We start from the raw sequence: 12,387 nt of genomic DNA on the forward strand, positions 1-12,387 counted from the left end.
CAAGGCGGTTCTCAGTGGGCGGGGCCGTCGCTGCGGGTGGTGACCAGCGGGGCGACCAGGAACACCAGGCCCATCAGCGCGTAGCTCTGGACGAAGGGCCAGGCGGGCGACAAGGATAGTACGGTGTCGGCCGGGGTCCACACGTACGAGTGCATGAACCCCAGCGCCGACAGCGCGGCGCCGGCGAAGCACCAGGCCGCGGCCTGCCGCAGCTTGCGTTCGATGACCGCGACGGTGGTCGCGGCGAGGAACATCGACGTGAAGATGAAGCCCTGCTCGAGCGCGAAGGCCCCGTCGATCCACACGTCGCCGCGCTGGAAGATCGGCACCAGCGCGGGTGACATCGCGCTCGTCGTGCCGTCGACCCCCGCGGCGCGCAGGCCCGCCTTCGCCATCATCGCGCCCCAGGCGCCGACCCCGGGCAGGACGCCGATCACCACCGCCGGCGCGTGCGCTCGCGGCGTGGCCTCGAACGCCTGCGCGGTGATGACGATACCGATCCACAGGATGATCGCCATCCCGGCCTCGATCGGCACCGCCCAGGCGATGTACGCCAGCGTGCCGGTGAGGCACACGAGCGTGGCGAACACGCCGTTGAGGATCGAGTAACCGGCGCGCGCCCCCATGGCCTTCCAGCCGGGGTGACCGATGTAGATCGTGGTCGGGAAGCACGAGCCGAACAGCGCCGCGGCCAGCGTGCCGAGGCCGTTCATCGCCAGCGACGGCGTGGTCGGGAACGGGTCGCCCGCGGCGTCGGCGGCCTCGATGTTCTGCAGCGAGCCGACCACGTTGAACACGCCCATCGGCACGATGACCGCGAGGTAGGCCCACAGCATGTCGCCGGTCAGCGCCTCGATCAGCGGCCCGAGCACCGGCAGCGGCAGCTGCAGCCCGTGCCCGTGCGCCGGCGCCTCGCCCACCGGGGCGATGCCCGTCAGCCACGCGATCAGCGTCCCCAGCGCGACGGCGACGAGCCCGCCCGGGACCCCGCCCTTGAACTTGAGCCGCCCGAAGTACACCAGCAGCAGCACCCCGAGCGTCACCAGGCCGACCACCGGGCGCGCGAAGCTGCGGTACAAGAACCCGAGGCTGATAAACCCGAGCGCCACGCCCGACAGCGTCGACAGCAGCGCCGCCCGCGGCGTCGCCCTGCGCAGCCGCTCGGCGACGAAGGCGCCGCTCAATTCGATCAGCCCCGAGCCGAAGCAGGCGACCAGCCCCGCCTGCCACGCGATCGTCGTCGGGTCGGCCGCCCCCGCGGCGGTCGCCGCCAGCTTCGCCGGCAACATGACCAAAAAGACATGTGCGAACACCGACACCGTATTGATGCCGTAGGGCAGCGCGCAGATGTCGGAGCGGCCGAGCGCCTGGCCGAGGCGGCGCGCCTGCCACGCGTAGTAGAGGTTGCCGACCAGCAGCGAGACGGCCGCGCCGGGCAGCACCTGGCCGTAGAGCAACGCGTCGGAGAAGCCGAGCACGTGGCGACACAGCGCGTCGATGAGCAGGAGCTGCACGAGGTTGTCGACCGCGAGGCCGAAGAACCCGTCGATGTCGCCGCGTTGGAACCAGCGCATGAGGCCCGATGTACCAAACCGCGCGCCGCTGGACCAGGACCCTGGGCCCGTGCTACGAGGACGGGGACATGCTGATCCGCGAGCGCCTGGCCCACAAGCGGCCTGTGTTCAGCTTCGAGTTCTTCCCGCCGAAGACCGAGAAAGGCGAGGCCGTGCTGTGGCGCAGCCTCGAACAGCTCGCCCCGCTGTCGCCCGACTTCGTGTCCGTCACCTACGGCGCGGGCGGCAGCACCCGCACCCGCACCCTCGACATCGTCGCCCGCATCAAGCGCGAGCTCGGCATCGAGCCGATGGCCCACCTGACCTGCGTCGGCGCCACCCGCGACGAGCTGGCCCGCACCATCGACCAGCTCGGCGACCGCGAGATCTGCAACATCCTCGCCCTGCGCGGCGATCCGCCCAAGGGCGAGGCCGCCTTCGTCGCCCCCGAGGGCGGCCTCCGCCACGCCAGCGAGCTCGTCGCCTTCATCCGCGAGCGCGGCCCGTTCTGCATCGGCGCCGCCTGCTACCCCGAGGTCCACCCCGAGGCCGAGAGCGGCGCGACCGACCTCAAGTGGCTCAAGCACAAGGTCGACGCCGGCGTCGACTTCCTCATCAGCCAGCTCTTCTTCGACAACGCGACCTACCACGACTTCGTCGGCCGCGCGATCGAGGCCGGCATCACCGTGCCGATCCTCGCCGGCGTGATGCCGGTGACCAACTACGAGCAGATCCAGCGCTTCACCCAGATGTGCGGCGCGACCATCCCGGCGCCGCTGCGGCAGCGCCTGCAGAGCACCGAGGGCGACCCGCAGGAGGTGTTCTGGACCGGCGTCTCGTACGCCGCCCACCAGTGCCGCGCGCTGCTCACCCCGCCGGTCGGCGACCCGTTCGCCACCCCGCGCCCCGGCGTGCCGGGCATTCACTTCTACACCCTCAACAAGTCGCCGGCGACCCGCGCGATCTTCGAGATCTTGCGGCTCGCCCACGTGGCGGTGTGACGATGCTGCTGCTCGCGGCCACGCTCGCGGCGACGTTGTCGGCCCCGCCGACGAGCCCCGACCTGGCCGCCTACGTGCAACAGACGCCGCGCTGCAGCGCCGAGGTCCCGCGCTGCTTCGGCGTCCACCTCCACCTCGTCGTCACCGCCGGCACGGCGATTCAGACCGTCGAGTGGGTCTCATCCCAGATCGCCGAGGCCAACGCCCGCTTCTCCACCATCGACGTCAACTTTGAAGTCATCGCCGCCGACGCGCTCCCGGCCACCGACGCCGAGGTCGACGACCGCGCCGAGCGCGACGCCCTCGGCGACCCGCACTTCAGCCGCGGCGTCGCCCACGTGTTCGTCGTGGGCCGCCTCGCCGACGTCGACATCGCCGGCAGCGAGATCCGCGGCGTCCACTGGCGCTTCCGCAAGGACCGCTCGCGCCGGTGGGTCATTCTTTCGAAGATCGCCGGCGCGCTGACCCTCGCCCACGAGCTCGGCCACTTCTTCGGCCTGCCCCACTCCGAGTACGACGAGAGCCTGATGAACAAGACCCCCCGCGTCGCCTGGCTCACCGGCGAGCTCAGCTTCGCCGAGCCCGAGTTCGCCCGCATGCGCCGCCACCGCGACCGCATGCTGCGCGAGGGCATGCTGGTCGATCGGGCAGGTCGCAAGGGACAGGCACAAAAGCCCGGCTGACGGTCTTCTAGCTGGACTTGAGTTGACATTGCGGTTGAGGCGGTCCGTCAGTCACCGTGATCACGGTCGCTTCCCCGAACCTCCGCTGAGCCGCGCCCGGGCCGTGATCGAGCACATCGAGGCGACTCTGCGCCTGGATGACGAGTTGCGCCAGGCCCCCGCCTACGCCCCGGCGTGACGCCGCGGGACCGCCCGAGGCGTGGGAGACGAGATCGGCTCGACGTCGCGTGGCGCACCGAGAAAGGGATCGAGGATCGTGGTGCCGTTCAATGGTGCAACGCGCTACCACCGGCTTTCGCCACCGCCAGCGACGAAGTCGATGGACTCCAACGCAAGATCCCGAAGCTTGTTCTGCTCACAGTCAAGGATGCGCGCCGAATAGACCTCATCCGGGGCGAATGGGTCCGCTTCGACGACCAAAATGCAGGAGCCATCCGGCTGCTCGCCGAATCGCACGGCCAAGCGAGGGCTGGCGCCGTACCTGCTCTCCGCATTATTTGTCGCATACTCGAGGTCCCAATAGCTGTCGACCTCGATAGCGATCCCGTCGACCTCGCCCTGAGCGAGGACCGTAAAGCCGTCGAGGGCTCCCCATCGGGCGGGGCGTGTGTGGAACGACACCGCCCCCTCGGCCAATTTGACGTCAATCCGGTCGATTTGGATGTCGGTCAACTGGCACGGACCCGCCAGGGTGCGCCTTGGGGGATCCTCGGGTGCGATCCCAGGTGCGAAGGCGATGACATGGAGACGAGACTCCTGGTCGAGGGTGGATACCGGCGCCAGCTCAAACTCATTGGTGCCGGCGGGATAGGCGACCTGTACGAGCAAGCGGTCGCCTCTCACCGTCATCGCGTCCGGATTGTCGACGTAGATGACCGTCTCCCACCCTTGACCCTCGCCGAGGAAGTAGATTGAACTCGGTACGCTGTTGGCCGCGATCCAGATCGCGCCCTTCCCCTCGGCTCCGCGGATCTCGGGCCCGTTCGGCCCCGTCTGGAGCGTGAACGGCAACCACGCCTCGGCCTGAACGTCCGGTTCTGCTGGTAGCGGGACTTCACCCGGGTCCAGTCGCAGAACCCCACGGAAGTGGAACAGCGGCGTCGACAGCCCCGGGGTAGCTATGCACAGCTCGAAGCCTTCTGGGATCCGAAGCAATCGAGCATCCGAGGCTGAATCGGTTCCAGCGTCCGTCATCATCTTCCCCTTGTGTCGACGCCGGCCGAAATCCGAGGCGCAGCGCCGATGAGGCGTCAACGGTCAGCGGATGAGGATCAAGCAGCGCGTCAAGTTTTCGGCGAACGCTGGCGGGTCGGGTAAAGGGAGCGTGGCCGCCAAAAAGGTGAGCGCTGAGAGGTAGCGACTCTCAGCGCTCGGTGTCGTAGCCAGCCGTACCCCAAAAGGACAGCCAACAAAGAAGCGACGGCAGGAGGGTACGGCGAGGGCTCGGGGAAGTCCAGCGGAGTGCGTGGCCGGGCACGTGGTCGATCGAGGACGAGAGCCAGCGACTGTTCAACTGCGGGAGGTGCCGGCGGCAGGTTTCGGTGTGCCGGGCCTGCGACCGCGGGCAGCGGTACTGCGGGAAGGACTGCGCGGCCCAGCAGCGGCTTGTGTCGGTGCGGGCGGCGAGGCGGCGGTACGCGCGGAGCATGCACGGCCGGCGGATGCACGCGAGGGCCGAGGCGAGGCGGCGCGCCGAGCGGCGGATGAAGATCGTGATGGATCACGGTCTAGCCACATCGGAGCCGGCGCCGATGCTCGACGAGCAGGTGGCCGAGGCCGGCGTGGTGCTGGTCGCCATCTGCGGAGACGAGGACGATCGTGAGTCAATCGAGATGGAGAGCCCTGCTGCGGGTCTGCGAGCCGGACCTGCAGATCCTGGTGATCGACGGCGAGGGGGATCGGCTGAAGGCCCGGCTGCCGCTGCACAGCGAGCACCCGCGGGCGCTGATGACGGTGCTGGAGGGGCTGGCGATGTGGCAGGGCCAGCGGCTCGGCGCTGTGCAGTATGTGGACGCGAGGGGTCCGGATTACATCGACTGGGCGTTTCCCAACGCGGATCTTCGCGGGCACCGCAGCCCGCTCGTGGATTTTTCCACGCGGGTGCACGGCGGCGCACGGAGACGGATCCGCGGCGTCGGTGACTTCCGGCAGCTGCGCCTTCTCGGAGGTGACGTGTGAAGACGCGGCCCGAAACCGAGGCGGAGATCGCCCGCCTGCATCACGCGGAGGGCTGGCCGATCGGGACGATCGCCGAGCAGCTCGGCGTGCACACGAGCGTCGTGACGCGCGTGCTCGGCCAGGCCGGCGTGGTGCCGGCGGTGACGATGCCGCGACCGTCGAAGGCCGACCCGTACCTGCCATTCATCCGCGAAACGCTGGAGAGGTACCCGCGGCTGCGCGCGAGCCGGCTGCTGCAGATGGTGCAGGCACGCGGGTACACGGGGAAGTGCTCGCGCTTCCGCGAGATCGTCGCGACGATGCGGCCGCGGCCGAAGGCCGAAGCGTACCTGCGCCTTGCGACCTTGCCCGGAGAACAGGGGCAGGTCGACTGGGCGCACTTCGGCAAGCTGCGGGTCGGCCGGGCGGAGCGGCCGCTGATGGCCTTCGTCATGGTGCTGAGCTGGTCGCGGATGATGCACCTGCACTTCTTCCTCGACGCGCGGATGCCGAGCTTCCTGCGCGGCCACCAGCTGGCCTTCGAGACATTCGGCGGCGTGCCGCGCGAGCTCCTGTACGACAACCTCAAGAGCGCGGTGCTCGAGCGCGTCGGCGACGCGATCCGCTTCAACGAGACGCTGCTGCGGCTGGCCGGTCATTACCGATACGCGCCCAAGCCGTGCGCGCCGGCGCGGGGCAACGAGAAGGGGCGCGTGGAGCGGCGGATCCGCTACATCCGCGACAACTTCTTCGCCGCGCGCACGTACGCCGATCTGGACGACCTCAATGTCCAGGCCGCCGACTGGTGCGCGCGGATCGCTGCCGCGCGCCCGTGCCCGGAGGATCGCGCGCGGACGGTCGGCGATGCCTTCGCCGAGGAGCGGGCGCGGCTGATGCCGCTGTCCGAGACGCGCTTTCCGTGCGACGAGGTCGTGCCCGTGCACGTCGGCAAGACGCCGTACGTGCGCTTCGACCTCAACGACTACTCGGTGCCGCACACCCACGTGCGCCGGCAGCTCGCGGTGGTCGCCGACCCGGACACCGTGCGGATCGTCGACGGCACCGCTGTCGTCGCTACGCACGCGCGTGCCTGGGGCCGCGACGAACGCGTCGAGGATCCCGCGCACATCGAGGCGCTCATCGCCGACAAGCGCGCCGCGCATCATCACCGCGGCATGGACCGCCTGCAGCACGCCGCGCCGCACAGCCGCGGCTTCCTGCATCGCTGCGCCGAGCGCGGGCAGAACCTCGGCAACGTGACCTGGCAGCTCGGGCGTCTGCTCGACCAGTACGGCGCCGCGGGGCTCGACGCCGCGCTCGCCGAGGCCAACGCCCGCGAGCTCGTCCATCCGCCGAGCGTGCGCCAGCTGCTCGAAAGGCGGCGCGCCGACGAAGGGCGGCCCGCGCCGCTGTCCGCCGAGGTACCCACGAACCCGCGGCTGCGCGACGTCGTCGTGAGGCCGCACGCGCTCGACCTGTACGACCGGCTGCGTCCGAAGGATGAGGAGGGTGACGATGGCTCTCGCACCTGACGATGCCCTGCGAAGGCGCGCTCTGGGTCTCGGCCTGCATGGCTTGTACGCACGCTGGGATGAGGTCGTCCGCGAGCCGTGGCTGCGCACCGTCCTCGACATCGAGGAGCACGAGCGAAAGCGTCGCAGCCTCGAGCGCCGCATGCTCGCCGCCAAGCTGACCGCGATGAAGCCGATCGCCGACTACGACTGGAAGCACCCGAAGCTCGACCGCGCCCTCGTCGACGAACTCTTCGAGCTCGGCTTCATCCGCGAAGCCGTCAACGTCGTCTTCCTCGGCCCCAACGGCGTCGGCAAGACCATGCTCGCGCAAAACCTCGCCCACCACGCCGTCCTGCAGGGCTACACCGCCCGCTTCACGACCGCCTCCGCGATGCTCGGTGACCTCGCCGCGCAGGACGGCGCCGCCGCGCTGCGCCGTCGCCTGCACCGTTACGTCAAGCCCGCGCTGCTCGTCGTCGACGAGCTCGGCTACCTGCCCTACAGCAACCGCTACGCCGACCTGCTCTTCGAGGTCGTCTCCCAGCGATACACCAAGGCGCCGGTCGTGATCACCACCAATCGGCCCTTCAGCGAGTGGGCCGCCGTCTTCCACAGCGCCTCCTGCGTCGGCACCCTCCTCGATCGCCTCTGCCACAAGGTCGAGATCGTCGAGATCGCCGGCGAATCCTGGCGCCTCAAGGAAGCCAACGAACGCACCTCCCGTCGCCGTAGCCGTCCGCCAAAACCCCCAGGCTGACCGCCCGCAGCCAGCTCCCGCATCACGTCCACGCCGGCGCTGTGCGCCGGCGATTTGCGTCGGCGTCCGACACCGGCGCTACCCACCGGCGCCGGACACCGGCGCTACGCTGCGGATCGTGGCCGGCGACAACACCTTGTCGTCTCCGCAAGCTATCAGGGCGAGGGCGAGCAGCCCACCGAGCTTGGAACTCCCTTAGATCTTGATCCGGGGTGAAGGAACGAACGAGCGGGCGAAGGATGAGGGATGCATCGGCGGACTCAGGGGTATGTACTCAGCCAGTGTGAGATCCAGCCACGGTACTCGGGCGTGATACGAACGTCAATCAGCGGCCGAAAGTACCCTGGCCCGTGCCCCGGGGAGCACGGGGTGACCGCGCCACATTCCTGGCCCGACTGGACTGAGAGGATCACCCAACCTAAAGTCGCATGTTTGTGGTAAAGAGCCGAACCGCTGTCGCCGGCGCTCGCATCGCAGCTATGGTGAAGAATCCGGTTCCAGCCATCCGGGTCAGGGAACGCGAAGTCGTCAGGGCCACAGGCGGCATCTTGTCCGTACAAGTGGGCGGGATTGCACGGCACATTCGTGCAGGCCTGCACGGATGTAAAGCTGCCGCCCTGGCATGGTTCGTCGATCCTAGCCGTCCCAGTGCTCAGGAAGGAGGGATCGCAAAGAGGGTAGCCACGACGGTAAACGTTGTAGCCAGAAGTCGTGCTGTCGGTATATGTGGCAGCTCCAAACGAGCACTTGCCATCAAAGCAACCTGCCTGGCCAACGCCAGAGCCGCCGATGCGACCCGGGGTCACAAGAATACCAAAGTCGAACTGCCGCTGTCCCGTTGTGATGTAGTCTGGGTAGACGAAGTACCAGAGGTCTTCACCCGGTGGGATGCTCCCGGAGTTGATGGCGACGCTAGCCAGCCACGAACTTTCATTTCTACCCGCTCGAACCGTAAAAAGATCGCCCCCAGACTCCAACCCGGCAGCGCATCATCGCCTCCAGCCGCGGCGGTGTAGTCGGGCCCGTCCGGCGTCAACATCTCTGCGGTCTCGGCGGCCAGTTGCGGCGCCTGCAACAGGCCCTGAATCCCTTCCTGAACGTCATCGAAATCGCCCGGCCCCGCTTGGATGTCCGGCGCATCGTCGAGGGTCGGCGGCGCAAGCCCGGTGATAAGCTCCCGCGGCATCGTGACCTTGAACTGATTCCGTGTCGCCAGGTTGATACCGATGAACGAGGTGAAATCCGGATCTTGCGATTCCAGACCTTGCAGTTCGGCTTCGCTGAGCGGCTCCACCTCCGGCGCCCGTACCTCCCCGGGAGTCTCTTGGAGCTGGCCGAGCCCGAGATACTCGATGACGATCTTGCCCTCGGCGTCGACACCCGGAGGTGCGGGAACCGACGCCATCAACCGCGTCGCATCGGCAATGACTGAGGCATCAGGATTATCGCCCAAGAGAAGCTCAAATTTCTCGCTTTCCTCAATGCCGTCGCGCGCCTCCACAAGCGCGCTGTCCGAGAGAACGTCGGGCTCAGCGCCGTGATTGCGCCCCATCGAGCATGCGTGGGTGTCGGCGATGCCGGCCCATCGCGCACGGGAGCGCAGGGTCGCCGTGAGCGTCCAGGGCTGCACGTCACCACGTAGACGTTCTCAACCGTCTCGGCTATGCGAAGGATCTCGTCCATCGCCGCCTGGACGTCGGACACGTACTCGAGTACGCACGCGACGTAGACGACTGCCGAGTCGCTTTCGATTCGGTGGACAGGCCCACGCTCGAGCCCGGCCGCCACGAGTCCCTACGCCCTGCAGGCGTTCGCGCGCCACTCACTCATGGCCACGACCATGACGTACTACATCCACCTCGACAAGCTCCGAAAGGCTCGCGAGGCCGTGGACATGCTGGCGGGAACCGCCCCGCCCCCGACGCTGTCACCCGTGGTTCCGATGCGGCCGACCCCGCCGGTCCGTGGGCAACCGCCTGGCACTGGCTGGCAATTAGTCCGAGTTCTGGCGTATACGCCGGAACTGAACCGAATTCACAGTCGGCAATTCGCGAACTCCAGGTCCCGATCTCCGCACTGGAGTCCTCCGCCCCTCAAATCGACAGGCGCAGCTCCCCCCGCTCGACCAGCGGCGCCGTCTCGACCGTGCAGAAGCCGACGTCTTCGAGGCATTGCGCCGGCTCGAGCCCGAAGCCGCCGAAGTACTCGTAGCACTTCGAGTCCTCCGGGCACTGCGGGTCATCGAGGTCGCACATCGGCGTGCAGCAGGCGATCGCGCCTTCGGGGCAGCCGCCGGGCACGTACTCGGGCGCCTCGCACGAGTAGCCGGGGTCGCAACCGTTGGCCTTGTCGCACGCGTCGCGGAACTTCCCGGTCTCGGCCGACGCGTCCAGCCTGCAGAAGAAGTCGTTGACCCACTGACCCTTGATGCACACCTCGCCCTCCTTGCAGGTCGACACGTCGAGTGGGTCGCACAGGCGCTCGCACATCGGCAGGAGCCCATTATTGTAGATCACGCAGCGCTCGTTCTCGCTGCAGGTCGGGCTGGCCTCGCCGCAGCCGCACAGCGGTTTGCAGACCGAGCTCATGATGAGCGCGTCCCACTGGCACAGCAACCCGACATCGCAGGTATCGCCGTCGCCCTCCTGGCCGCAGTACTCGCCGAGCTGGCGCGGGAACTGCGTCAGCGGCACGCAGGCGACCTCGTTCCACTGCTGGCCGATCACCGTGCACTTCTGGCCTTCGGGGCAGTCCTGGCCGTAGATGTCGCACGCCTCCGCGGCCGTCGGCTCGTCGGCGGCCTTGAAGCTCGCGGGCGGGTAGAGGTGCTCGCTCGACACCGCGATCGCGCCGCTGCGTTCGACCAGCAGGTTGCACTCGACGTTGTCGTCGGCCAGGTGGCACTCCTCGACCGGCGGGTCGCCGGACGTCTCCGTCGTCGGCCCCGCGCTCGGGTCGCCCTCCGTCGGGTCGCCCTCCGTCGGGTCGCCCTCCGTCGGGTCGCCCTCGGTGATCACCTCGCCCGGCGACGTCGTGTCGGTGCCGCCCGGCTCGCTGGAGCTGCCCGTCGGCGGGTTCGACGTGTCGCTCGTGTCGCTCGACGAGCCCGGCTCGTCGCCCGAGCTCGGCGCCGCCTCGGTCCCGCCGCCGCCGCCGCCCGAACAGCCCAGGAGCGCCAGGCTCACCGCCAGGGCGACGACGCCGCGACAATGCACATACCCGCTCCGACGATTACCTCTATCATTATTGAACAATCCGAACATGGTCCCGCTCGCTTCGCTGGCAATACGTCGACACCCCCTCGCGCGCCGCGCCGGGCCGCGGGCATACGCTGCCTGCGCCTGCGCGCCCGCCGAGGGACGCCTCTCACCGGGTCAGTGCGCCCCGGCGGCCGATCAATTTGCCGACCGTGCGACTTTCTCGCGCGGCGGCTGGCCTCATGGCCTCACCGACCCTGCCGGCGGGGGCGCCCGGCGCGGCGGCCGTTCAACCGACCAGGGCGACCGACTCGGGGTGTGGCTCCGGGTGGCCGTCGACGAAGCGGTCGCGGATGGCCAGGACCTCGTCGATGTGGGTCAAGAACACGTCGGTGAGGTGCGGGTCGAAGTGGGAGCCGGCGTTCTTGCGCATCAGGTCGAGCGCGGCCTCGAGCGGCCAGGCGGGCTTGTAGGGGCGGGCGCTGGTCAGCGCGTCGAACACGTCGGCGATCGCCGCGATCCGCCCGGCCAGCGGGATGTCTTCGCCGCGCAGCCCGCGCGGGTAGCCGTTGCCGTCCCACTTCTCGTGGTGCGTGTGGGCGATCGTCGCCGCCATCTCCAGCGGCGCTGCCGTCGAGCCGTGGAGGATCCGGTACCCGATCTCCGCGTGCGTCTTCATGATCGTGAACTCCTCCGGCGTCAGCCGCCCGGGCTTGAGGAGGATCCGATCGGGGATGCCCAGCTTGCCGACGTCGTGCATCGGGCTGGCGATCCGCAACAACTCACATGTACTCGGGGACAGGCCGATCTTGCTGCCGATCAAGTGACAGTACCAGCTCATCCTCTGCAGGTGCTGCCCGGTCTCGTCGTCGCGGAACTCGGCCGCGCGCGACAGGCGATAGATCGTCTCCTCGTGCGAGGCCCGCAGCTCGCTCTGCATGCGCGTCAGCTCGGCCACCGCCGCCGCCAGCTCGGTCGTGCGGTCGTCGATCGCCCGGGCCAGCGCGCCCTTCTGCTGCTCGAGGTTGTCGTAGTAGCGCTTCACCCGCACGCTGTTGCGGATCCGGGCCAGCAGCTCGACCTCGTCGAACGGCTTGCTGAGGAAATCGTCGGCGCCGGCTTCCATGCCCTTGCGGCGCAGCTCGCGGTCGTTCACCGCGGTGATGAACACGATCGGCGTGTGTAATCCTCGCGGGTGCGAGCGGATGTTTCGACATACATCGAGGCCGCTCATGCCCGGCAGTCGCATGTCGAGAAGCACCGTATCGGCGCCCCGGGAGAACACCTCCTGCAGCGCCTGTTCCCCCGAGCTGGCGAGGGCGACGTCGTAGCCCTCCAGGCGCAGCAACTTCTCGAGCAGGCGGCGCATCGTCGCCTCGTCGTCGACGACGAGGATCCGGCCGCCGTTGAGCTGCGGAGCGCCGCTGTCCATCACTCGGACGTTACCGCGGATCGCCAGCCCCGCGGGGCCCGCGGATCCGCGCGCCGTGTTACCCTCCCGGTCCATGCGTGAGGACCCGCGGCG

General features: G+C 68.8%; 10 protein-coding genes. 5 read left to right on the forward strand and 5 right to left on the reverse strand.

All coding sequences use genetic code 11. The features are described 5' to 3' along the window. Window positions 1–11: 11 nt before the first annotated feature. Window positions 12–1,574 carry a permease gene (locus NAEX_RS17690; RefSeq protein WP_096328662.1) on the reverse strand — a complete coding sequence of 521 codons (1,563 nt, stop codon included), beginning with the start codon at window positions 1,572–1,574 and terminating at the stop codon, window positions 12–14. 68 nt (window positions 1,575–1,642) lie between these two features. Here NAEX_RS17690 and metF point away from each other — a divergent pair, with 68 nt between their 5' ends. Together metF and NAEX_RS17700 are read left to right on the forward strand one after the other, a co-directional pair. After that, a complete protein-coding gene (metF, locus tag NAEX_RS17695) occupies window positions 1,643–2,554 on the forward strand; it encodes a methylenetetrahydrofolate reductase [NAD(P)H] (RefSeq protein ID WP_096333645.1) in 912 nt (303 codons plus the stop codon). After that, complete coding sequence (locus NAEX_RS17700; RefSeq protein ID WP_143825586.1) at window positions 2,551–3,237, forward strand: matrixin family metalloprotease; 687 nt, start codon at window positions 2,551–2,553, stop codon at window positions 3,235–3,237. The genes metF and NAEX_RS17700 overlap by 4 nt, the downstream gene beginning before the upstream one ends. A gap of 282 nt (window positions 3,238–3,519) precedes the next feature. On the opposite strand, the gene NAEX_RS17705 is transcribed toward NAEX_RS17700, so the two are convergent. Beyond that, the gene (locus tag NAEX_RS17705) at window positions 3,520–4,434 is read right to left on the reverse strand and encodes a hypothetical protein (protein ID WP_096328664.1); all 915 of its coding nucleotides are present in this window, start codon (window positions 4,432–4,434) and stop codon (window positions 3,520–3,522) included. Between the two features lie 621 nt (window positions 4,435–5,055). Here NAEX_RS17705 and NAEX_RS17710 point away from each other — a divergent pair. From NAEX_RS17710 to istB, 3 genes are read left to right on the forward strand one after another with little or no spacing between them, the layout of a single operon-like run. After that, complete coding sequence (locus tag NAEX_RS17710; protein ID WP_096326787.1) at window positions 5,056–5,415, forward strand: hypothetical protein; 360 nt, start codon at window positions 5,056–5,058, stop codon at window positions 5,413–5,415. Continuing rightward, a complete protein-coding gene (istA, locus tag NAEX_RS17715; protein ID WP_096328665.1) occupies window positions 5,412–6,926 on the forward strand; it encodes an IS21 family transposase in 1,515 nt (504 codons plus the stop codon). Before NAEX_RS17710 ends, istA begins: the two co-directional genes overlap by 4 nt. Then, window positions 6,910–7,665 (forward strand): IS21-like element helper ATPase IstB, encoded by a 756-nt coding sequence (gene istB / locus NAEX_RS17720; protein WP_096333575.1) that lies wholly within the window; start codon window positions 6,910–6,912, stop codon window positions 7,663–7,665. Before istA ends, istB begins: the two co-directional genes overlap by 17 nt. A gap of 802 nt (window positions 7,666–8,467) precedes the next feature. Here the strand turns inward: istB and NAEX_RS17725 are convergent. The 3 genes from NAEX_RS17725 to NAEX_RS17735 form a co-directional block, all read right to left on the reverse strand. Continuing rightward, window positions 8,468–9,295, reverse strand: a complete 828-nt coding sequence (locus NAEX_RS17725) for a hypothetical protein (protein ID WP_100793229.1) — start codon at window positions 9,293–9,295, stop codon at window positions 8,468–8,470. A 463-nt stretch (window positions 9,296–9,758) separates the two neighbouring features. Further along, window positions 9,759–10,880, reverse strand: a complete 1,122-nt coding sequence (locus NAEX_RS17730) for a hypothetical protein (RefSeq protein WP_096328667.1) — start codon at window positions 10,878–10,880, stop codon at window positions 9,759–9,761. A 271-nt stretch (window positions 10,881–11,151) separates the two neighbouring features. Continuing rightward, on the reverse strand, window positions 11,152–12,294 hold the full coding sequence (locus NAEX_RS17735) for a response regulator (protein ID WP_096328668.1): 1,143 nt from the start codon (window positions 12,292–12,294) through the stop codon (window positions 11,152–11,154). Between the last annotated feature and the right edge of the window lie 93 nt (window positions 12,295–12,387).

The organism is Nannocystis exedens (assembly GCF_002343915.1).
Taxonomy (GTDB): Bacteria; Myxococcota_A; Polyangia; order Nannocystales; family Nannocystaceae; genus Nannocystis; species Nannocystis exedens.

What these genes read in the sequence shown, in the direction of transcription:
- NAEX_RS17690 (WP_096328662.1), bottom strand. Translation starts at nt 1,574, where the DNA reads ATGCGCTGGTTCCAACGCGGCGACATCGACGGGTTCTTCGGCCTCGCG.
- metF (WP_096333645.1), top strand. Translation starts at nt 1,643, where the DNA reads ATGCTGATCCGCGAGCGCCTGGCCCACAAGCGGCCTGTGTTCAGCTTC.
- NAEX_RS17705 (WP_096328664.1), bottom strand. Translation starts at nt 4,434, where the DNA reads ATGATGACGGACGCTGGAACCGATTCAGCCTCGGATGCTCGATTGCTT.
- istB (WP_096333575.1), top strand. Translation starts at nt 6,910, where the DNA reads ATGGCTCTCGCACCTGACGATGCCCTGCGAAGGCGCGCTCTGGGTCTC.
- NAEX_RS17735 (WP_096328668.1), bottom strand. Translation starts at nt 12,294, where the DNA reads ATGGACAGCGGCGCTCCGCAGCTCAACGGCGGCCGGATCCTCGTCGTC.